Raw genomic sequence first — 20,295 nt, 5'->3', positions numbered from 1 at the left:
GGCTGCTCTGGCTTCAGCCACGCAGCAGCGGAAGAAGCTGATCGCCCTGCCGCTTGATCTCGGAGAGATAGGGCGTGTCGGACAGCACGAAATGGGTGATGCCGAGATCCTGGTATTTGCGCAGCGAGCGGGCGACGTCTTCCGCCGACCCGACCAGCCAGGTGGTGCCGGCGCCGCCGCCGCCGAACTTGCCCGGCGCGGTATAGAGGTTGTCGTCGAGGACGTCGCCGCGCTCATGCAGATCGAGCAGCCGCTGCTGGCCGACGGCCTGCGCGCGTTGGTGATCATGCCAGCCCGCACCCTTGCTTCTGGCCATCTCGGCGACCTTCGCCTCGGCGTCAGTCCAGGCCTGTTCGGTGGTGTCGCGGACCAGCGTCGTTATCCGCAGGCCGAATTCCAGCGGCGGGAGGTCGCGGTCCAGTTCCCGGCTCAACGCCTTGAGCCGCGCGATCCGTTCGCGGACACCGTCGATCGGTTCACCCCAGAAAAGCTGGACATCGGCCTCCGTGGCGGCCACCCGCTCTGCCGCCTCCGAAGCGCCGCCAAAATAGAATTTGGGGTGCCGGCGGTCGCCGCGGACCTGGATGCGCGGCACCACGGTGGAGTCGGCAACCCGGAAGTGCTCGCCCCCGAATGTGACGTTGTCTTCGGTCCATAATCTGCGAACCAGCCGCATGAACTCCTTGGTCCTGGCATAGCGGTGTGCCTGATCACCCTCGCTGTCGCCGTAGGCAGCCAGGTTATCCTTGCCCGACACGATATTGATCCGCACGCGGCCGCCCGTCAGGTGGTCCAGCGTCGCAGCCGCAGAAGCGAAGTTCGCCGGTCGCCAATAGCCTGGACGGATCGCAATGAGCGGTTCGAAGGTGGTCGTCCGGGCGGCGAGCGAGGCCGCGACGGTAAACGTGTCGGGGCGGCCCCAACCGGTGCCGATGAGCGCCCCCTTCCAGCCATGTTCCTCCAGCGTCCTTGCATGGCTGGTCAGCGTATCCAGGCTGTTGTGGTTCTCGACGGCGGAATCGCCGCGATGACCGGCTTTGATGTCGTTCGGAATATACCAGAGAAATTCGGAATCATTGCTCATGCGATGCTGCAGTTCTGTGTGATTGGAACAAGGAAACCGGGGGAAATCCCCCCGGGAAATTATACTGCCGCCTGCACCTGCTGCCCTGCCCGAACCACAAAGCCATTCGGCGGGCGCTGAAGGCCAAGATTCTCCCGCAGCGTCGTGCCTTCGTATTCGTGCCGGAACAGGCCGCGCTTGCGCAGGATCGGGACGACCTGATCGACGAAATCGGTCAAGGCGGTGGGCAGGATCGGCGGCATGATGTTGAAGGCGTCGGCAGCACCGTTCTCGAACCAGCTCTGCATCGCATCGGCGATCTGCTCGGGCGTTCCCACAACCGTCCGATGGCCGCGAGCGGTGGCGACCGCCAGATAGAACTGGCGCAGCGTCAAATTGTTGCGCGATACCAGGTCGGAAACCAGCTTGAGGCGGCTTTTGTTAAGTTCGGTATTTTCAGGCAGGGGAGGGGCGGGATCATCCAGCGAGTAGCCGGAAAGGTCGATGCCCTTGTAGTGGCGGGCAAGGATATTCCAGGCGATGGAGGGATGAACCAGCGATTGGATATGGTCGTAATTCGCCTGGGCTTCCGCTTCCGTCCCGCCGAGAACCGGGAATATGCCGGGACTGATCAGCAGTTCGTCCGGCCGGCGTCCGTAGCGGGCGAGCCGCCCTTTGAGGTCGGAATAGAATTCCTGCGCATCCTCGAAGGTCTGGTTGGCGGTAAAGATCATTTCGGCCGTGCGGGCGGCAAGTTCGCGACCCGGTTCCGATGCGCCGGCCTGCACGATGACAGGATAGCCCTGCAGCGGACGGCCGACGTTGAGCGGACCGGCCACCGAGAAGAATTTGCCCTTGTGATCGACGAGATGCACCTTATCGGGATCGAGATAGACCCCGCTTTCCTTGTCGCGGATAAAGGCGTCGTCCTCGTAGGAGTCCCACAAACCCTTCACCAGGTCGACGAATTCCTCGGCCCGCTCATAACGATCGGCATGGGCGGGATGGCCTGCGATTGAAAAATTCTTCGAAACATCCGCACCTGTCGTGACGACGTTCCATGCCGCACGACCCTTGGAGATATAGTCCAGCGACGCAAATCTGCGGGCGAGAAGGTAAGGGTCCTCGTAGGTCGTCGATGCCGTGGCGACGAAGCCGATATGTTTGGTCACCTGCGAGAGGGCCGCCCAAAGGGTCAGCGGCTCGAAATGCGCACCCTGGGCGGTGCGGCGAAGCGCTTCCGGGTCTTTGGCGCGGTCCCATCCCGCCGGACTGTCGGCGACGAAGACGAGATCGAATTTGCCGCGTTCGGCGGTCTGGGCGAGCTCGCGGTAGTGATCGATATTGAGACCGGCATCAGCCTGCGCCTCGGGATGGCGCCAGGCGGCGATATGATGGCCGGTCGCCATGATGAATGCGCCAAGCCGCATTTGCCTTTTCGATGTGCTCATTGGCTTATCCCTAAGATCAAATTGAACTGTTGCTGATGTCAGGCGGCCTTGCGGCCCGGAAGCTCGACCCCGAGCCGGCTGAGGAGATGGATTCGGAATTGCGCAAAGCGCGGATCGCCGTGATCGCGCGGCGTCGGCAGATCGATCCTGAGATCCTCGATGAGGCGGCCTTCATCGAGAGCCAGTATCCGGTCGGCCAGCGAAATCGCCTCATCGACGTCGTGGGTGACGAGCAGCACGGCAGGACGGTGTCTGGCGCACAACTCCCGCAGCAGATCGTGCATTTTCAGCCGGGTCAGCGCGTCGAGCGCGCCGAACGGCTCATCGGCGAGAAGCAGGGCCGGTTCGCGCACTAGCGAACGGGCAAGAGCGACCCTCTGCTGCTCGCCACCCGAAAGCTGGTTCGGCCACGCCGTTTCCCGGCCTGCAAGTCCTACCTCCGCCAAAGCCTTCCGTCCGGCTTCCTGGCCGGAGACGCCGGTCAAGCCGAGCGTGACGTTCTGGATGACGGTGCGCCAGGGCAGCAGGCGGGCGTCCTGGAAAACCACCGAAAGGCTCTCCGGCGTCTCGAGGGTGCCGGTTCCCTCGACACCGTGATCCAGACCGGCAAGAGCCCTGAGGAACGTGCTTTTGCCGGAGCCGCTGCGGCCAAGCAGGGCAACGAATTCGCCTTCATCGATATCGAGATCGATGCCGTCGAGGATCGTCTTCATCGCAAACCGCCGTGCGAGGTTTCGCACATGGACGGCCTTGGTTGCGGGCTTCAGTTTGCCAGGGTGCGGCGCCATGAGAGGGCCCTCCGTTCGATGAGGCGGACGAGACCGTCCGAGATGAGACTGAGCAGCACATAGACCACCAGGCCGACGAGAATGACGTCGGTCTGCCCGTAATTGCGGGCAAGATCGATCATGTAACCGAGCCCGCTGGTGGCGTTGATCTGCTCGACCACGACGAGAGAAACCCAGCAGAGAGTGACGGCAAACCGCAGACCCAGAAGAAAACCCGGCAAGGCACCAGGCAGCACGACCTGAAGGATGAAATCCTTCTGGCTCATCCGCAGGGTTTCGGCCAGTTCGACATAACGGCTGTCGATGCTGCGGAGCGCGTTGTGGGTGTGGATGTAAATCGGCACGATCACGGCCAGCGCGATGGTCGTAACCTTCATGCTCTCGCCGATGCCGAACCACAGGATCAGCAAGGGGATCAGGGCCAGCGTCGGTATCGCGCGCTTGATCTGTACCGGCCCGTCGATCAGGGCTTCGCCGATCCGGGAAAGGCCAGCGATCACCGCTAGGACCGTACCGATCAGCAAACCGATGCTAAGGCCGAGCAGGGCGCGTGTCGCCGACGTCACGAAATTGTCCTGCAGGCGACCCTGCTCGATGAGCCTTACGAAAGCCTCGACCACCGTCCACGGCGCCGACAGGATCCGCGGGTCGATCCATCCGAGCGCCGAGCCAACGACCCAGGTCAAGACGAGCAATGCCGGCCCGATCTGCAATCCGAAAGGGATCGCCGGTCCGGGGCCTAACCTGCGCCGGGCTCGGGGACCAGTGGAGCCAGCCGGTTTCACGAGGCGAGAACCTGCCCTCACAATTCGACCGCCCGACGACCGCGACAGTTTCGCCTCATCTGCATCCCAAGTGGTTGCCATGCTTCAAATCTCCTCTCCGAAGGGGTGTCGAGCGTTACTGGCTCTTGGCCAAAGCCGCAGCGCCGAGCTTCTCGAAGCGATTGTCGAAAATCTGCTCCACATTGAGGGGCTTGTAGCCGAGCTCGTCTGCCAGCAGGTCGATGGTTTCCTGGTGACGCTTCTTCACTTCGCTCCAATCGGCGGGAACGATCTGTTCGCCGGTCAGCTTGACGAGATATTCCCCGTCCTCCTGGCTGAGGCCCTGCTGGCCAACGTAATATTCCTTGATCCAGAGGTCCGGGTTGCGGTTCACCCATTCGGTGGCGCGTGCCCACAGACCGACATATTCGGCGAGAGCTGCCGCCTTGGCGGGATCGTCCAGAACCCATTGCGGCGCATAGAGATGGCTCGGATCGTCGCGCAGGCCATGCTCCACGAGGGTGGCGCCATCAGGTCCGTATTGGGTGATGTAGCGCCTGATGTAGACGCCGCCGAGCGGCGCGATATCGACCTGCTTGCTCGCCAATGCCTTCGGGTAGACGTCGCTGGTGCTCGGCAGTTCCACCAGGGTGACGTCACCGCTCTTCAGGCCTGCCGCGTGCAGCGCGCGTAGAACGAGCGTGCCCTGGGCCTGACCCGGGCTGAAGGCGATGCGCTTGCCGCGGAAATCCGCGAGCGTCTTGACGGCCGCGCCTGGCGCGATGCCGAAGCGGTAGATGGGATTGGCGATCGGGTCACGGCGTTCGCGATAGGCGATGTTGCGGACGGGCAGATTGTTCCAGTTGGCGAAGATCGAAGGGATCTCGGCCACGGACCCGACATCGAGCGCATGGGCGCGGAAAGCTTCCGACGTCTGCGGGCCGCCGCTGATATTGGCCCATTTGACCTCGAAACTGAGCTCCTTGCCGAGGCCGGACACTTCGAGCGCTTTCTGCGTGACCGGATCGCCAATTGTCAGCACCGTGCCCGGCGGCACCTTGGGAAGGAGGGGAGCGTCTGCCTGGGCTCCGGCCGGACCATGAATGGCACTGAGACCAAGCAGACTGAACAACGCAATTTTGAATGTCTTTGCCAATGTCATCGTCGATCTTCCCGTTTCGGATTGCTGATTGCAGGAGCGATGCACGGTAAGATGGAATATAATCTACCAAATCGATAGACTATTTAGTTTAATGAAAGTGGCGCTGAGGGAAAAATGTCCTCAAAAGTCGGGCAACCGGAACGATCGCATCCGGCGCGTCGGCACGAGGGTCGATGTATCCAGGCGTGAAAAAAGCGCCTGGGACGTTCGTCCACGGCGCTTTACGGGGCCTTGTTTAACCCTGCTCTTGATAAAGGCTTGGCAGCAAACCGCAGTGACCGCCCTTCAGACGCCAAGCCGTCGCGGACGTCGGGATCGCCTTGTGTCAGGCGCTATGCGGCGCGTATTCGTTGGCCGAGAAGACGTGATGATGCACTTTGCCGGTAAAGAGCTGCAGGAGTTCGCCGGTGACTTCGCGGCTCTGCGACCGCACGTCGGAGAGAAGTGCTGCATTTACCGCGTCCATATCGGGATAACGAATGGCGAGCGCCATGGCATAGATCGGAGCGCCTGCGTCTCGCTCCATCCCGTCCAGCACCCGGATTTCCTCGGCGCCTGGAAATTTCGTCCAGAGAGGCACGAGCCGCTGCCGTACGAATTCGCGGAATTCCCCTTCTTTACCGGGATGGATTTCGCCTTCAAACAAAGCATAACGAATGATCATAGGTTCTCTTTTCCAAAACTCGCCGGAGCTGGATCGATGTTGGAGTGTTGTCGTGATATCGGGGCGTATCGATCGATACGCCCCGATCGGAAAGGGTTATTTGCCCCAGATTTTCTTGTATTGATCGCGATAGCCGTTGTCGGGATCGAAGCTGTTCTTCGGTCCACCGTCAAACTCGACATTTTGGCTGGTCACCACGTGGAGCGGCGACACATAGCCGGACCAAGGCGCTTTCGCAAAGGCGCGGTTCAATTCGTCGACGAGCTGCCAGCCCTGAAGGTTGAGCGGCTCGGCGACCGTGACGGCCTGGAACTGCTTGGCGCGGATACGCTGATAAGCGCTCTCCGAACCGTCGCCGGCTGCGACGTTCACCGGTTTTCCGTCGCCTGCAATACCCGCCGAGGCGAGCGAAGGTCCCATGAAGTCGTAATAGAGGTCGTTGATCGCCAGCGAATGCGTCCACTTCGCGCCATACTTCTGCAGAAGCGATGTGGTCAGCTGCGGCATGCGCTGAGAGGTTTCGGCGATCGGCGTGTCGACATATTCGAGCACCGTGCCGCCGAGGTCCTCGATCTCCTTCTTCATGCGATCGGCCTTGGCAATCGCGATCGCATAGGTGGAGTCGGTAAAGATGATGACACCCGGCTTGCCGCCGGCATCGGCAAAGGCCCAGTCCGCCGCCGACTTCGACACTTCCATCGCATCGGTGGTCACGTTTGCGAAGACACCGACGTCGGGAACCGGACCGACCGCCGAGGCAGCGTGCCAGGAAACCATCGGAATGCCGGCAGCCTTGGCTGCTTCCATCGCGGGCTTCTGCTCGACCGCGTCAAAGCCGTTGATGATGATGCCATCCGGCTTCAGCGCCATGGCCTGGCCGAAAGCCGCGGTCCGCCCGCCGATCGAACCGGCGCCGTCAAGCGCCTTCACCGTCCAGCCGAGCGCGCCTGCAGCCTCCTGAACGCCGTTGACCACGCCGAGGATGCCGCCGTTCTTCATATCGGCGGCCAGAATGACGATGTTCTTTCCGGCAGCGCCCTTGGGGCCGCTCGTCGGGCCATCCCAGGCGCTCACCTTCGAAGCATATTTTTCGACCACGGCCTTGGCGTCAGCCATTGAATCGGCCAATGCCGGCATGCTCAGCATAACGGCGACGGTTGCGACCGTTGCCTGCAATAATGTTCTGCGCTTCATGTTCACTCCTCCATTTTGTTTGTTATGAAATGCCGGGATGGGCCGGCATCCTCATTTGGATGCGGGTGTGATCCTCCTCACAGCTCCGCGCTTGCGCTGGGCGTAACCTGCTATGCCGATGGCAATCAGCAGGGTCACGCCGTTGAACAGCGGTTCGACGAAGAACGACCCGCCGAATTGCTGAATTCCGGAAATTCCGACCGCCAGGATGATGACGCCGATCAACGTACCCCAGACGTTCACCCGTCCCGGCTTGATCGTCGTCGATCCGAGGAACGCGCCGACAAGCGCCGGCAGGAGATATTCGAGGCCGACGCTCGCCTGGCCGATGCGCAGCTTCGAGGCGAGCAGGACCCCGGTCAGAGCCGCAAGCAGCCCCGAGGTGACGAAGGCGCCGATCACGAATTTGCGGACCGGAATGCCATTGAGGGCCGCCGCCTTCGGATTGGCGCCAATGGCGTAGAGGTAACGGCCGATCGGCAGGTATTCGAGCACGATCCACATGCAGACCGCGATCAGCAGCACGTAGAAGCCTGTGATCGGCAGGCCGAACAGCATGGTGCCGTTCAGCGCATAGAATCCCTCCGGCAGGACGCCGACCACCTGTCGCCCGCCGGTGTGCCAGAGCGCAAGCGCATAGAGGACCGTTCCGGTGCCGAGCGTCGCAATGAAACTGTCGATTTTCGCGACCTCGACCAGCAGGCCGTTGATAAAGCCGGTAAGAATACCGAGCGCGAGCACGATGACGACAGCAACCGGCCAGGGCAGGCCGTAGGCCGTCTGCAGGCTGATGGCGAGAATGTGCCAGAGCACGATGCCATAGCCGACGGTCAGATCGATCCGACCCGATGCCATCGGGATCATCGCAGCCAGCGATAGAAGCGCGATGATGGCCTTGTCGGACACGATCGAGCGGACGTTCAACAGGGTCGGGAACGTATCGGGCAGAAGGATCGAGAAGATCACGATCAGGCCGACGGTCAGGATCACCAGCCCGTAGACCGGGATCAGGCGTCCGATCTTCTGTCCCGTGGACAGGCCCGCCATTTCGCTCTTGGTCGGCTCCAGCGCCGTGGATTCAATGGATTGCATGGCTGTTCTCCCGATGGCTCAAGCGGCTTCCGATGCGGATGCGGCCGTGATGACCGCCTCCGTCGTCAGAGCGCTTCCAGTCAGTTCGCTGACGATTTTGCCGCGCGAGAAAACCAGCGCGCGGTGGCAGGTATGGGCGATTTCCTCGAAGTCGGTCGACACCACGACAACCGCGAGGCCGGCCTCGAGCGCCTGGGTGATCAGACGGTAGATCTCCGCACGCGCTCCGATATCGACGCCGGCGGTCGGATCTTCGGCGACCAGCAGCTTGCGGCCGGTCGCCAGCCAGCGGCCGACGACCACCTTCTGCTGATTGCCGCCCGACAGTGCCTCTACCGGCAGATCCGGGTCATTCGGCCGCAGGCCGACGGAATGACCGATCTTATGGGCAAGATCGGCTTCGCCGCGCGGCGACAGGAAGGACAAGAGCCCACGCCCGACGGCTCCCGGATTAAGGTAGGTATTTTCCCGAATGGAAAGTGAGAGCGCCACGGATTCCTCCGTCCGGTCACGGGCGATCAAGCCGATGCCCGATGCCATGGCCCGCCGCGGGCTGGAAAGGTCGGGGGCCTCGTCATGCAGCAGAACCGAGCCGTTGAAGGGCTCGCAACCGAACAGGGCGCGGCCGATCCGTTCCTGACCGGCGCCGCGCAATCCAGCCAGTCCCAGAAGCTCGCCCTCGCGGATCTCGAAGGATATCGGGCCTGTGCCGGCGCAGACGAGATCGCGGACCTCGACGATCGCCTTGCCGGGCGTGATCGCCGTCTTGGAAAAGAGGCTGTCGCCGCTGCGGCCGATGATCATCGTCACCAGCTCGTCGGGGGTGGTCTCGCTGACGGGTTTCTGTCCCACCATGCAACCGTCGCGCAGAACGGCGACCCGATCGGCAATCCGGAAGATTTCGTCCAGCCTGTGGGAGACGTAGATCATGCCGACTCCGCGATCCTTCAACGGACGGATCGCATTGAACAACCGATCGACTTCATCGGCGGGAAGGCTCGCCGTCGGCTCGTCGAGCACCAGCACGTCGGCTTCGACGGCAAGCGCACGAGCAATGGCGACAAGCGATTTTTCGGTGCGCGACAATGCCGAGACCCGCGTGGTGGGGTCAAAGTCGCAACCGACCAGTTTCAAGGCTTCCTTGGCGCGCGCCTGCGTCCTGTTCCAATCGATCAGGCCGCGACGCATCGAGAAACCCTGCGACAGGCCCATGTTCTCGCCGACCGTCATCCACTCGATCAAACCGAGATCCTGGTGGATGAAGGCAACCGGCTGCCGTTCGTTCGGCTTCGGGGGACGATGATGGTAGCTCTGGCCGCGAAAAAGGATGTCGCCGCTATCGGGCTTGTAGATACCCGCGAGCGTCTTGATCAGCGTCGATTTGCCGGCGCCGTTTTCCCCCAGCAGCGCGAGGATTTCCCCCTCGCGCAGGTCGATCGAGACGTCCCGCAGCGCTTGCGTGCCGCCGAAGCTCTTGGTGATCGACTGGAACTCCAGCAGTCTCTTGGCTTCCACTGTGGCTCCTCCCAAAGCTGCGGTTGTCATTGATCGTATGTTATCGATAACATTTGTGGGTGGTCAAGTGGAAAGATGACGATCTCGAATTTCTCGACGAGATTGATGTCAGCCGGCCTGAAATCCGTCGAGAAGACGCATCATCTCGGCCGAGTCCTTCGGCCCGAGCCCGGCAGCGCAGAGCAGGCGGTGAATTTCGACCACCGAGCCGGTCATCGGCAATGGCGTCTTGGTCTTCAGCGCGAAGGCCTGAAGCGAATCCAGGTCCTTCAACATGTTGTCGATTCTGCCTGTCGGCGAGAAATCCCGGGTAGCGAATTTTGCCATGAATTCCTGCATTATCCGGTTATCAGCCCTGCCGCCGGCAAGGGCTGCCGGAATGGCGGCCGGATCGACGCCGCCGGCTTCAGCGAGCTTGACCGCTTCGGCCACGGCCTGAAACAGCACGGCGCAAAACAGCTGATTGATCAGCTTCGTCGTCTGCCCGGCGCCGGATGCACCCATCAATGTGTAATTGGCGGCAAGATGCCGCATCACCACGCGCGCCCGTTCGAAATCCTCAGCGCTGCCGCCAGCCATGATCGTCAGGCATCCACTCAGCGCACCCGGCACGCCACCGGAGAGCGGGCAATCCACCCATGCCATGCCGGTTTCCCGACTCAGCCGCATCGCCATGTCGGCCGTGTCGGCCGGGTCGATCGACGACATATCGATCAGCACCTTGTCGGCATTGGCAGCCGCCGCAACACCCTTTTCGCCGAAGACGACAGCGCGGACAATATTGGCGTGATTGAGGCTCAGCACACAAAACGCCGACCGCGAGACCGCTTCCTCCACGGAGCCGGCCGCGCGTGCGCCCTTGGCCTGCAAAGCCGCGACTTTTTCGGTATCCAGGTCGAAGACCGAGACCTTATGCCCGGTTTCGATCAATCGGGTGACGATCGCCGTTCCCATGATGCCGGCACCGATGACGGCGACATCTGCTCTGTAGTCATCCTGCATGTTAATCTCCTCCCTTGACGGCCATGCCGCTCAGTTCCTGGCAAGCCATCGCCACAATATCATCCAACGCATTATCGATCGCCACCGTCACCACACCAGCTTCACCGGTCGGCGGCTCCAGTGTTTGCAGCTGGCTGTCGAGCAGCGACGCCGGCATGAAATGGCCCTGGCGAGCCTGCATCCGCGACAGCAACAGGTCGCGGGATCCTTTGAGGAAAACAAAGGCCAGGCGCCCGCCCGCTGCCTGTCTTAGCCTGTCGCGATAGCTTCTCTTCAGCGCCGAACAGGAAATCACCAATCCTTGCGACGTTTCTTGCGCGGTCCTTATTTCCTCGCCGATCCGGTCGAGCCAGGGCAGGCGGTCGTCGTCAGTAAGCGGTATGCCCTGCGCCATCTTCTCGACATTTCCTGCGGGGTGGAGTTGGTCGCCCTCCAGAAACAGCATGCCGTTTCGAGCGGCGATATGCTCTCCAACCGAGGATTTGCCGCAGCCGCTGACGCCCATGACGACAATGGCCAGAGGCGATGCCTTTTGCTCGAAGCCCATGGTCTCGTCTCTATCAGAGGCTGGTCGTGATGCCGCCATCGACATAAAGCGTGTGCCCGTTGATAAACGACGAGCCGCGGCCCGACAGGAAAACGGCGGCGCCCACCAATTCCTCGACATTGCCCCAGCGTCCGGCCGGCGTCCGCTTCTCGAGCCAGGACGAGAACTCGGGATTGTCGACAAGCGCCTGGTTGAGCGGCGTCTTGAAATAGCCCGGCGCAATCGCGTTGATCTGCAGACCGTACTTGGCCCAGTCGGCGCACATGCCGCGGGTCAGATTGCGCACCGCGCCCTTGGTCGCCGTGTAGGGAGCAATGCCGGGACGGGCGAGCTCGCTTTGCACGGAGGCGATGTTGATGATCTTGCCCTGTCCGCGGGCGATCATCGGTTTGGCCGCTGCCTGGCCGACGTAGAACACGCTCGAGATATTGGTGGTCAGCAGCAGCTCCCATTTGTCCGCCGGAAAATCTTCCAGCGGCGTGCGAAACTGCATGCCGGCATTGTTGATCAGGATGTCGAGCGGCCCGATATCGGCTTCGATTGCGTCGATACCCGCTTTGGCAGCGTCCTTGCTGGTCACGTCGAAGATCGCCGCATGGGCAGACAGGCCTTGATCCTTGAGGCTCTCGACCGCACGTTTGACGCTTTCGGGCGTGCGGCCATTGATGATGACCTCGGCGCCATGCTGCGCCAGGCCTTCGGCCAGGGCATAGCCGATCCCCTGGCTCGAGCCGGTGATCAGGGCGCGCCGTCCGGTAAGATCGAACAAGTTCTTCATGCAATCACTCCTCCGGTTTCGCCGCAGGTGACGGCTTCAACTGCCGCTGACGGTGAAACTCACTTGACATCCCTTTTCCGAATTATATGTTATCGATAACATAATCAACTGTCAAAATGCGGGATGGAAACGGAATGCCTGAGGTAGAAATCTTGATGGCCGGAGCTTATCCGGAATGGGACATGGTGGATCTGGAGGCGACCTACCGCGTCCATCGCCTCTGGGAAGCAGCAGACCGGCAGGAGCTGATCTCCAGGGTCGGCAAGGATATCCGTGCCATAGCGACCCGCGGCGAACTCGGGGCGTCCGCTGAGCTGATGGCGCAATTGCCGAAACTGGAAATCGTCTCCTGTTACGGCGTCGGCACCGACGCAATCGACCTGTCCTATGCCCGCGCCAACGGCATTCGCGTCACGAATACCCCCGATGTGCTGACGGAAGATGTCGCCGATATTGCCATCGGACTGCTGCTTGCCACAGCAAGGCAGGTCCCTCAGGCCGATGTCCTCGTTCGCTCCGGCCAGTGGGGCAGTGTCGCCATGCCGCTGGTGACGCGCGTCTCGGGCAAGAAGGTAGGGATCGCCGGCATGGGGCGGATCGGCAAGGCGATCGCCAGAAGGGCTGCTGCGTTCGGCTGCGACATCTCCTATTTCGCCCGCCATGACCACACGGATGTTGCCTACACCTACGAGCCCGACCTGATCGCGCTTGCGGATTGGGCCGACTTTCTGATCGTCATCCTCCCCGGCGGGGAGGCGACCATGAAGATCATCAATACTGAAGTGCTTAAAGCGCTCGGCCCGAATGGCATCTTGATCAATGTTTCGCGCGGGACCACCGTAGACGAAGAGGCGCTGATCGCAGCCCTTCGAGACCGCACCATCCAGGCGGCCGGCCTTGATGTCTTCCTGAACGAACCCAAGATCGATGCCCGTTTCCTGACGTTGCAAAACGTCGTGTTGCAGCCCCATCACGGCTCTGGCACTGTCGAGACCCGAAAGGCCATGGGCCAATTGGTCAGAGACAATCTCGCTGCGCATTTTGCAGGTCGCCCGCTTCCAACTCCCGTCGTGTGAGGGTCCCGATATGAAAGCCATCGTCATCCATGCCGCCAAGGATCTGAGGATCGAAGATCGCGAGCCGGAGGTTGCGGGCGCCGGGCAGGTGGAGATTGCCATCGAAGCCGGCGGCATCTGCGGTTCGGACCTGCATTATTACAATCACGGCGGTTTCGGCACCGTTCGCCTGCGCGAACCGATGATCCTCGGCCATGAGATCGCCGGCACGGTCAAGGCGCTGGGTTCCGGCGTCGCCGATATTGCCGTCGGAAACCGTGTTGCGGTTTCCCCGAGCCGGCCGTGCAACCATTGCCAATATTGCCTTAAAGGACAGCAAAACCACTGCCTCAACATGCGGTTTTACGGCAGCGCCATGCCGATGCCGCATATTCAGGGTGGCTTTCGCCAGCGGCTGGTGGCGGAGCGTTGGCAATGCCATAAGGTCGCAGACGGCATTTCCATTCACGAGGCCGCCTTTGCCGAACCCTTTGCGGTGACGCTGCATGCCGCAAACCGCGCCGGCTCGCTGCTCGGCAAACGGGTGCTGGTCACCGGTTGCGGCCCCATTGGGATGTTGGCGATCGTCGCGGCGCGCGTTCTCGGCGCCCGCGAAATCGTCGCGACCGACGTGACCGACAGCGTCCTGGCCATTGCCCGCACCAGCGGCGCCGATCGAACGATAAACGTTGCCACCCATGCTGCCGACCTTGCGGCTTACAGCGCTGACAAGGGATACTTCGATGTCATGTTCGAGGCGTCAGGCAATGAGCGGGCGGTGCGCGCCGGCCTGGAGACGCTTAAACCCCGCGCCATTCTCGTGCAGCTCGGCCTTGGCGGCGATGTTTCCATTCCGCAGAACATGATCGTGGCGAAGGAAATCGAGATGCGCGGGACATTCCGTTTTCACGAAGAATTTGCGCTCGCCGTCGAACTGATCAACGCGCGTCGCGTCGATCTGAAGCCGCTGCTGACAGGTGTTTTCGGGATCGAAGAAGCCGTTGCCGCCTTCGAATTGGCAGGCGACCGCAGCAAATCCATGAAAGTGCAGATCGCCTTCTGACCGACTGTATGATCTGATCCCTGCAGCCATTCAAAGCGTTACAGCGCCGCGCATCTGAAAAGACGCGCGGCGCTTTGGTCTCAAGCGGTCGGCGCGCCGTTGCGGTCCGTGCTTTCGCGCAAGACGACCTTGTAGCCCGTCAATGTGATCTCATCGCCGGTCGCTTCGCCGGTATGGAGGGTATCCAGCAGGCGGGCGGCGGCCTGGCGACCGATGCCATAACAATCCACATTGATGGTGGTGATGCGCGGATGACAGATGGACGAGATCTCGTAATCGCCGAAACCGGCAACGGCGATGTCCCGCGGAACCTTCATTCCCCTGCGCGTGCATTCCATGATGGCGCCGAAGGCGGAAAGGTCGGAGACGCAGAGAACCACTTCCGTGTCCGGCCAGCGCTCCAGCAGGCTGACGATTGCCTGGCCGCCCTGTTCCATGGTGATGGGCGGCACGCCGAAGGAAATCATCCGTCCCGGTCCGAGGCCCAATTCTTCGACAGTCTTCTGGAAACCGCTTCGTCGCTGGCTGCCGCGCGTATCGCGCGCCGTCGTTCCACCGATATAACCGAACTTCCGATACCCTTGACCGGCAAGTGTCCGCACCAGCAGGGACATCGCCTCACTGTTGGAAAAGCCGACGACCTGATTGATCGGATCTTCCGGAAGTTCCCAGGTCTCGACAACGGGAATGCCGGCTTTTGAAAGCATCCGCCGCGCGCGCGCCGTGTGCGAACCACCGGTCAGGATGATGCCTTCGGGGCGGCGGCGCAGCATCGCCTCGATCAGCTCTTCCTCTTTCTCCGCCGAATAGTCGGTATAGCCGAGAAGGAGTTGAAGGCCGGTATTCTGCAGTGCGTCGGTCATGCCGCGCGCGGTGTCGGAAAAATTCGAATTGTTGATCGAGGGCACCAGGGCGGCGATGAAGCCGCTCCGCCTTGACGAAAGACTGCCGGCCGACAGATCTAGCACATAACCGAGGGCGTCGACGGCTTCCATGATGCGCTTCCGGGTCTCCTCGGAAACGCTCGCATCCTGGCGAAAGGCACGCGAAACGGTCATGGCAGAGACGCCAACATATTTGGCGACCTCCGCCATCGTCAGCTTTTGAGCGTCTCCCGGCTTGAGACGCTTGTCTTTCGGCTCATCCTCGTTTTTCACTGGTCTCCGCTTTCACAAAGCTTCCGAGTTGGGCAATTCAAGACACGATAAAGTTATCGCTATCATCGTACAATCGATATTATTGCAGGAATGCACCATTCCAAAGTTCAAGAACCAGGATTCCTGGGGCATTTTCGCAAAGGCCGGCAGATCGGTACCTGTACGAAGCCGTCAGAATACGGCAAGATGATATCGATAACAATTAAGGAGACGGAGGAGCATCATGTTCGGGCAAATTGACGGTACGGGGTTTGAGGTTCTCGACCCGCGTTTTGAAAGCTGCTTCGTCGGTCACGCCCGCGTCGAGCGGCTTTGGACGAGGGGCCGCTGGCTGGAGGGACCGGCCTGGTTTGCCGCCGGGCGCTATCTGGTTTTTTCGGATATCCCTAACAACCGCATGATGCGCTACGACGATACCAGCGGGCATACATCGGTCTTCCGCTCGCCCAGCAACAATTCGAATGGCAATACTGTCGACAATCAGGGCCGGTTGATCACCTGCGAGCATCTGACGCGCCGTGTCACACGGACGGATTTCGACGGCAGGGTCACCGTTCTGGCCGATCGAATTGCAGGCAAACGGCTCAATTCTCCAAACGACGTCACCGTCAAGTCCGATGGGACCATCTGGTTCACCGACCCGAGCTACGGCATCCTCCACGACTACGAGGGCGACTACGGCGAGGCGGAAATCGGCGGATGCCACGTCTACCGGCATGATCCCGCAACAGGTACGACCGATCAGGTTACCTCCGATTTCGTCAAACCGAATGGACTGGCTTTCTCCCCGGATGAAACGCTGCTCTATGTTGCCGACACCGGGGCAACGCATCTGCCCGGCGGTCCGCGTCATATCAGAAAGCTCGCGGTCTCGAATGAGGGGAGGTTGAGCGATCTCGGCGTTTTCGCAGAATGTACCTCAGGCCTGTTCGATGGTTTTCGCGTCGACCGGAAAGGCCGGATATGGACGAGCGCCGGCGACGGTGTGCACGCCTATGATCCGGATGGCACTTTGATCGGCAAGATCCATATTCCTGAGGGCGTCTCCAACGTCGCTTTCGGCGGCGAGAAATTGAATCGCCTCTTCATCACCGCGAGCACGTCTCTCTACGCTGTTTATCTCACCGCCAACGGGTCGAGACTGGGATGATCACTCAGCAGAGGCCGCCCTTTTGGGACGGCCTCTGCTGAGTGCGGTTTTGTGCCTCTTGCCTCATTGTTGACTGAGGCCGTCCGCCAGCCTGATGAGACCGAGGAAATCCGACCTGTAGCCGAAGGTGTCAGTCCCCCGCGATGCCGCCGCGAGATTGGCAATCGCCTGGTAGGAATAGGAGTCGAGAGCGGCGACGTGGCTCAGTTTCTGGCCGAAGGCTGCGACGGCCACCGAAAAACGGACATCCTGCGGCGCGGCATCGAGGGTGGTGACCGCGTTGTTGTCGTCGACAGGCGTGGTGATCAGCGCGCTCTTGTCCTCTCCCGGCTTTTTGTAGCGCATCTTGACGAAGGCAAGCTCACCGTGATGGGCGCTGTCAGCGGCCGCGGCCGGTGCCTTATCGGCAGCCCCATAGCGCAAGTCGTCATTCATCACTGCCGGGCTTCCCTTGGGCGTAATCTCGTAAATCGCCGTGACGCTGTGGCCGGAGCCGATATCGCCGGCGTCGACACGGTCATTGTTGAAATCCTCACGGTTCAGCGACCGCGTCTCGTAACCGATCAGCCGGTATTCGGCGATCCGTTCCGGGTTGAACTCGACGTGGAACTTGACGTCGCTCGCGATCGGAAACAGCGTCGATCCGGCCTCTTCGACCAGCGTCTTTTGCGCTTCCGCCAAGGTATCGATATAGGCAGCACTGCCATTGCCGTTCTGCGCCAGCGTCTGCATCAGCGAATCGTTGAGATTGCCCCGTCCGAAGCCGAGAACGGTGAGGAAGATGCCGTCCTTGCGCTTCTCTTCGATGATGCGCTTCAAATCCTCGTCGCTCGACGGACCGACATTGAAGTCGCCATCGGTCGCCAGCATCACCCGGTTGACGCCGTCCTTGACGAAGCCCTGCTTAGCAAGGTCGTAGGCCGCCTCGATGCCTTCGGCGCCGCCGGTCGAGCCTCCGGGCTCCAGTCCGTCGATTGCCGACAGGATCTTCGATTTCTCCGCCACACCTGTCGGCTGGAGCACCGTCCCGGCGTTACCAGCATAGGTGACGATCGAGACGGTATCGTCGGGTTTCAGCCTGTTGACCAGAAGCCGGAAGGCGCTCTTCAGCAGCGGCAGTTTATCCGGCTCGTCCATCGAGCCCGACACGTCGATCAGGAAGACCAGATTGGCAGGTGGCGTGGTCGCCGGCGCAATGTCATAGCCCTTGATCGCCACATGCATCAATTCCGTGTCGTGGTTCCACGGGGTCGGCATGACAGTCACCGTCGCCTTGAAAGGTTGATCGGCATTATCGGGACCCGGCCAGTCATAGGGGAAATAATTGATCATCTCCTCGACGCGGACCGATAGTGGATCGGGCATCGCCCCGCCGGTCAACGACCGGCGGACGAAGGAATAGGACGCGCTGTCGACATCGGCGGAGAAAGTCGAGACCGGATCCGTCGCGACGCTCTTGATCGGATTTGCCGCGGCATTAGCAAATCGCTCACGATTCGGATCGACCTGAATCTGCATACGCCCCTCCGCAGGTGGCGCAGGCGAGGGGACAATGGCGGCCATCGGTTCGGCCAACTGCTGCTGGGGGACGATGCCGGGAGCGGCCGGCGCCGAGCGCTTGGCCGCCCCGAGTGCCGCCGCAGAACCCTCCGGCTTGTTCGTGAGGGCGGCGACGTCGTTGGCAGCGAATTCGGATGTCTGCGACGAATCGGGTTTCGCGAGTGCCGGTGCCTCCTTGTCCCGCGGGGCTGGCGCGACAGCGACAGATTGCTCAGCCAGGCTGTTGTTCCCGGCCGGTGCTTGCGGCGCGACCGTGACCGGCTGACCGGCGGTTGCAGCCGGTTGTTTCGACGCCTCACTTTTCGAAAGATTGCCGGCAATCTCGGTCTGGTCGACGATCGGCGATCCGTTGCGGGTGAGCTCGATCGTAAGGTAACCGGCGGCCGGAATGACGAGCAGTGTCGCAAGGGCTGAACCGGCGAGGAATTTCTTGTTCATGGCAGGGCTCCATATCCAGTTGATGATGGAGCTTTGACGCCAGCCTTTCGCATTTCCTTGGGCGGCCGGCGCATTATTTTCCGCGGTGTCGAAGGCCTGCATCGCCGCAGCAAGTGCACGCGCACGCGCCTCCGGAGTCGCTGCCGGCGGTGTGGAGTGAGAGAGCTTTTCGAGTTCCTTGTCCACGGTCATACCTCTTCCTTGCCGAGCACGGCCTTCAGCCTCTTGCGCGCTTCATGAACCTGCCAGGACACCGTCGCCTCCGAGCAGCCCATGACATCGGCGGCAGCCGAATGGCTGAGACCTTCGCCGTAAACGAGCAGCACGGCATCGCATTGCCTTTCCGGCAAGGCGCGCACGGCGGCCCACAATTCGCTCGATAGCTCGTCGTCATTTCCATCAGGCGCATCGGGCTGTGGTTCGGCGGCGTAGGCGCGGAATGTCTGCTCCTCTCGTGCAAGTTTGCGTCTATGGTCGCGGGCGGCGTTGAGCGTCAGAGTATAGAGCCACGTCCTGAAGCGGCTGGCGCCGCGAAAGCTGCGGATCGCCGCACCGAGCTTGACGCAGACCTCCTGGGCGATGTCGTCGGCATCAGTGGAACTGCCCGACCAACGCCATGCCGTCGCATGGACGAATTCATAATGGCGCGAGACCAGTTGCCCAAAGGCCTCCCGGTCACCGCCGTGCGCTCGTTCTATGAGCTCCGCGTCCAATTCCGCACCTACCCCATGCTACCAAGCAAGACGCTATTTCGAGATTGAGACGTTTCTCGGATGGCTTTCCTTGGGTCGATGGCGAAAAATTATCGGAAATTTTGAGTGTCACGACATTTATGGGTCGCGGCCAGACAGGTCGTCCGCCTAACGAAGGCGCATGATGGGGACAAAGTCGGCCAAGGACATAATTTTATTTTGTCCCAAATCGCGAAAGGACCTCCATGTCCGGTCAACCGCCTGCCCCCACTGAGAAGGGCATCCTGCAGTTTCTGGCGATTTGCGATGCCTTCTATCCGCCAGACGCCGTTCAAGCATCGATCGAACAGCAGCGACATTGGTACGACGCTCTTTGCGCGCGCTTTGACCGCCCGCTGCCCCCGGAGATGATCTTTGCGGACGGCATGCTCCAGCGCATACCGATCCGGCGCTACCGTCCGCGGAAAATCAGCACGCGGTCCGTTCTACTCTATCTTCATGGCGGCGGCTTCGTTGTCGGTTCGCTCGAGAGCCATCACGCCATCTGCGCCGAGATTGCCGATTTTGCCGGTGCGGAACTCGTTTCGGTCGATTACCGGCTGGCCCCTGAATATCGCTGGCCGGCGCAGACGGATGACGGCTTTGCCGTGTTGAAGCATCTGCTTTCCGCCAATAGCAAGGTCGTGCTGATCGGCGACAGTGCTGGCGGCAATCTGGCGGCGGGCCTTGCGTTGCGCGCGCGCGACGAGGACCTGTCCGGCGTCGTCGGACAAGTCCTGATCTACCCGGCGCTCGGCGGGGATCTTACTGCCGGCTCCTATGTCGAAATGGCCGCGGCGCCGGGTCTGACAACGGCGGATGTCGCTTATTACCGCGAGATCCTGCAAGCACCGGCAGGCAATAAGATCGCCGAACCGCTGCAGCCAGCTTCGCTTGCCGGGCTGCCGCCGACCTTCATCACAGTTGCGCATTTCGATCCGCTCCGAGACGACGGCCGGCACTATGCTGCCCGGCTCACCGCGGAGGGCGTCGAGGTCTGGTTCCGGGAGGAGCCGCAGATGGTGCATGCGTGGCTCCGCGCCCGCCACATGAGCGATGGCGCACGCGACGGCTTCCGCGCCGTCTGCGAGGCCACAAGGCGCTTTGCGGCGGCCTGACGA

The 20,295-nt window shown here is 61.5% G+C and carries 19 protein-coding genes; 4 read left to right on the top strand and 15 right to left on the bottom strand.

What is annotated here, in order from left to right; translation table 11 throughout:
- Positions 1 to 13: 13 nt before the first annotated feature.
- From ACIPSK_RS10010 to ACIPSK_RS09955, 12 genes are all read right to left on the bottom strand, one after another.
- On the bottom strand, positions 14 to 1,084 hold the full coding sequence (locus ACIPSK_RS10010) for an LLM class flavin-dependent oxidoreductase (protein ID WP_162117605.1): 1,071 nt from the start codon (positions 1,082 to 1,084) through the stop codon (positions 14 to 16).
- 59 nt (positions 1,085 to 1,143) lie between these two features.
- A complete protein-coding gene (locus ACIPSK_RS10005; RefSeq protein WP_162117604.1) occupies positions 1,144 to 2,514 on the bottom strand; it encodes an LLM class flavin-dependent oxidoreductase in 1,371 nt (456 codons plus the stop codon).
- Positions 2,515 to 2,552: 38 nt separating this feature from the next.
- Positions 2,553 to 3,302, bottom strand: coding sequence for an ABC transporter ATP-binding protein (locus ACIPSK_RS10000; protein ID WP_162117603.1), 750 nt, complete (start codon positions 3,300 to 3,302; stop codon positions 2,553 to 2,555).
- The gene (locus ACIPSK_RS09995; RefSeq protein WP_162117602.1) at positions 3,278 to 4,168 is read right to left on the bottom strand and encodes an ABC transporter permease; all 891 of its coding nucleotides are present in this window, start codon (positions 4,166 to 4,168) and stop codon (positions 3,278 to 3,280) included. Before ACIPSK_RS09995 ends, ACIPSK_RS10000 begins: the two co-directional genes overlap by 25 nt.
- A 34-nt stretch (positions 4,169 to 4,202) precedes the next feature.
- Positions 4,203 to 5,228 carry an ABC transporter substrate-binding protein gene (locus tag ACIPSK_RS09990; protein WP_162117601.1) on the bottom strand — a complete coding sequence of 342 codons (1,026 nt, stop codon included), beginning with the start codon at positions 5,226 to 5,228 and terminating at the stop codon, positions 4,203 to 4,205.
- A gap of 325 nt (positions 5,229 to 5,553) precedes the next feature.
- The gene (locus ACIPSK_RS09985) at positions 5,554 to 5,892 is read right to left on the bottom strand and encodes a hypothetical protein (protein WP_162117600.1); all 339 of its coding nucleotides are present in this window, start codon (positions 5,890 to 5,892) and stop codon (positions 5,554 to 5,556) included.
- 96 nt (positions 5,893 to 5,988) lie between these two features.
- Entirely contained in the window at positions 5,989 to 7,086 is a 1,098-nt protein-coding gene (locus ACIPSK_RS09980; RefSeq protein ID WP_017968679.1) for an ABC transporter substrate-binding protein, read from the bottom strand.
- A 51-nt stretch (positions 7,087 to 7,137) separates the two neighbouring features.
- Positions 7,138 to 8,178, bottom strand: a complete 1,041-nt coding sequence (locus tag ACIPSK_RS09975) for an ABC transporter permease (protein WP_162117599.1) — start codon at positions 8,176 to 8,178, stop codon at positions 7,138 to 7,140.
- An 18-nt stretch (positions 8,179 to 8,196) separates the two neighbouring features.
- Positions 8,197 to 9,693, bottom strand: a complete 1,497-nt coding sequence (locus ACIPSK_RS09970) for an ATP-binding cassette domain-containing protein (RefSeq protein WP_162117598.1) — start codon at positions 9,691 to 9,693, stop codon at positions 8,197 to 8,199.
- A gap of 108 nt (positions 9,694 to 9,801) precedes the next feature.
- Positions 9,802 to 10,695, bottom strand: coding sequence for an NAD(P)-dependent oxidoreductase (locus ACIPSK_RS09965; RefSeq protein WP_162117597.1), 894 nt, complete (start codon positions 10,693 to 10,695; stop codon positions 9,802 to 9,804).
- 1 nt (position 10,696) lies between these two features.
- Positions 10,697 to 11,242, bottom strand: a complete 546-nt coding sequence (locus ACIPSK_RS09960; RefSeq protein ID WP_162117668.1) for a gluconokinase — start codon at positions 11,240 to 11,242, stop codon at positions 10,697 to 10,699.
- 13 nt (positions 11,243 to 11,255) lie between these two features.
- A complete protein-coding gene (locus ACIPSK_RS09955) occupies positions 11,256 to 12,020 on the bottom strand; it encodes an SDR family oxidoreductase (protein WP_162117596.1) in 765 nt (254 codons plus the stop codon).
- 134 nt (positions 12,021 to 12,154) lie between these two features.
- Here ACIPSK_RS09955 and ACIPSK_RS09950 point away from each other — a divergent pair, with 134 nt between their 5' ends.
- Together ACIPSK_RS09950 and ACIPSK_RS09945 are read left to right on the top strand one after the other, a co-directional pair.
- The gene (locus tag ACIPSK_RS09950) at positions 12,155 to 13,096 is read left to right on the top strand and encodes a 2-hydroxyacid dehydrogenase (RefSeq protein WP_162117595.1); all 942 of its coding nucleotides are present in this window, start codon (positions 12,155 to 12,157) and stop codon (positions 13,094 to 13,096) included.
- 10 nt (positions 13,097 to 13,106) lie between these two features.
- On the top strand, positions 13,107 to 14,138 hold the full coding sequence (locus tag ACIPSK_RS09945) for an L-idonate 5-dehydrogenase (RefSeq protein ID WP_162117594.1): 1,032 nt from the start codon (positions 13,107 to 13,109) through the stop codon (positions 14,136 to 14,138).
- A gap of 80 nt (positions 14,139 to 14,218) precedes the next feature.
- Here the strand turns inward: ACIPSK_RS09945 and ACIPSK_RS09940 are convergent, their stop codons facing one another.
- Entirely contained in the window at positions 14,219 to 15,295 is a 1,077-nt protein-coding gene (locus tag ACIPSK_RS09940) for a LacI family DNA-binding transcriptional regulator (protein WP_162117593.1), read from the bottom strand.
- A gap of 223 nt (positions 15,296 to 15,518) precedes the next feature.
- Between ACIPSK_RS09940 and ACIPSK_RS09935 the strand changes: the two genes are divergently transcribed.
- On the top strand, positions 15,519 to 16,445 hold the full coding sequence (locus tag ACIPSK_RS09935) for an SMP-30/gluconolactonase/LRE family protein (protein ID WP_162117592.1): 927 nt from the start codon (positions 15,519 to 15,521) through the stop codon (positions 16,443 to 16,445).
- 63 nt (positions 16,446 to 16,508) lie between these two features.
- Here ACIPSK_RS09935 and ACIPSK_RS09930 read toward each other — a convergent pair whose 3' ends face one another.
- Together ACIPSK_RS09930 and ACIPSK_RS09925 are read right to left on the bottom strand one after the other, a co-directional pair.
- Complete coding sequence (locus ACIPSK_RS09930) at positions 16,509 to 18,635, bottom strand: vWA domain-containing protein (RefSeq protein WP_162117591.1); 2,127 nt, start codon at positions 18,633 to 18,635, stop codon at positions 16,509 to 16,511.
- Entirely contained in the window at positions 18,632 to 19,156 is a 525-nt protein-coding gene (locus ACIPSK_RS09925) for an RNA polymerase sigma factor (protein WP_162117590.1), read from the bottom strand. Before ACIPSK_RS09925 ends, ACIPSK_RS09930 begins: the two co-directional genes overlap by 4 nt.
- 224 nt (positions 19,157 to 19,380) lie before the next feature.
- On the opposite strand from ACIPSK_RS09925, the gene ACIPSK_RS09920 reads away from it, so the two are divergent.
- Positions 19,381 to 20,292, top strand: a complete 912-nt coding sequence (locus ACIPSK_RS09920) for an alpha/beta hydrolase (protein WP_162117589.1) — start codon at positions 19,381 to 19,383, stop codon at positions 20,290 to 20,292.
- Positions 20,293 to 20,295: the final 3 nt, after the last annotated feature.

Source organism: Rhizobium sp. LARHSG275 (assembly GCF_052871115.1).
Note: the sequence above shows the minus strand (reverse complement) of the source record. Positions and strands in the feature narration are given on the sequence as shown.

What these genes read in the sequence shown, in the direction of transcription:
- ACIPSK_RS10010 (WP_162117605.1), bottom strand. Translation starts at nt 1,084, where the DNA reads ATGAGCAATGATTCCGAATTTCTCTGGTATATTCCGAACGACATCAAA.
- ACIPSK_RS10005 (WP_162117604.1), bottom strand. Translation starts at nt 2,514, where the DNA reads ATGAGCACATCGAAAAGGCAAATGCGGCTTGGCGCATTCATCATGGCG.
- ACIPSK_RS10000 (WP_162117603.1), bottom strand. Translation starts at nt 3,302, where the DNA reads ATGGCGCCGCACCCTGGCAAACTGAAGCCCGCAACCAAGGCCGTCCAT.
- ACIPSK_RS09995 (WP_162117602.1), bottom strand. Translation starts at nt 4,168, where the DNA reads ATGGCAACCACTTGGGATGCAGATGAGGCGAAACTGTCGCGGTCGTCG.
- ACIPSK_RS09990 (WP_162117601.1), bottom strand. Translation starts at nt 5,228, where the DNA reads ATGACATTGGCAAAGACATTCAAAATTGCGTTGTTCAGTCTGCTTGGT.
- ACIPSK_RS09985 (WP_162117600.1), bottom strand. Translation starts at nt 5,892, where the DNA reads ATGATCATTCGTTATGCTTTGTTTGAAGGCGAAATCCATCCCGGTAAA.
- ACIPSK_RS09980 (WP_017968679.1), bottom strand. Translation starts at nt 7,086, where the DNA reads ATGAAGCGCAGAACATTATTGCAGGCAACGGTCGCAACCGTCGCCGTT.
- ACIPSK_RS09975 (WP_162117599.1), bottom strand. Translation starts at nt 8,178, where the DNA reads ATGCAATCCATTGAATCCACGGCGCTGGAGCCGACCAAGAGCGAAATG.
- ACIPSK_RS09965 (WP_162117597.1), bottom strand. Translation starts at nt 10,695, where the DNA reads ATGCAGGATGACTACAGAGCAGATGTCGCCGTCATCGGTGCCGGCATC.
- ACIPSK_RS09960 (WP_162117668.1), bottom strand. Translation starts at nt 11,242, where the DNA reads ATGGGCTTCGAGCAAAAGGCATCGCCTCTGGCCATTGTCGTCATGGGC.
- ACIPSK_RS09955 (WP_162117596.1), bottom strand. Translation starts at nt 12,020, where the DNA reads ATGAAGAACTTGTTCGATCTTACCGGACGGCGCGCCCTGATCACCGGC.
- ACIPSK_RS09950 (WP_162117595.1), top strand. Translation starts at nt 12,155, where the DNA reads ATGCCTGAGGTAGAAATCTTGATGGCCGGAGCTTATCCGGAATGGGAC.
- ACIPSK_RS09945 (WP_162117594.1), top strand. Translation starts at nt 13,107, where the DNA reads ATGAAAGCCATCGTCATCCATGCCGCCAAGGATCTGAGGATCGAAGAT.
- ACIPSK_RS09935 (WP_162117592.1), top strand. Translation starts at nt 15,519, where the DNA reads ATGTTCGGGCAAATTGACGGTACGGGGTTTGAGGTTCTCGACCCGCGT.
- ACIPSK_RS09930 (WP_162117591.1), bottom strand. Translation starts at nt 18,635, where the DNA reads ATGACCGTGGACAAGGAACTCGAAAAGCTCTCTCACTCCACACCGCCG.
- ACIPSK_RS09920 (WP_162117589.1), top strand. Translation starts at nt 19,381, where the DNA reads ATGTCCGGTCAACCGCCTGCCCCCACTGAGAAGGGCATCCTGCAGTTT.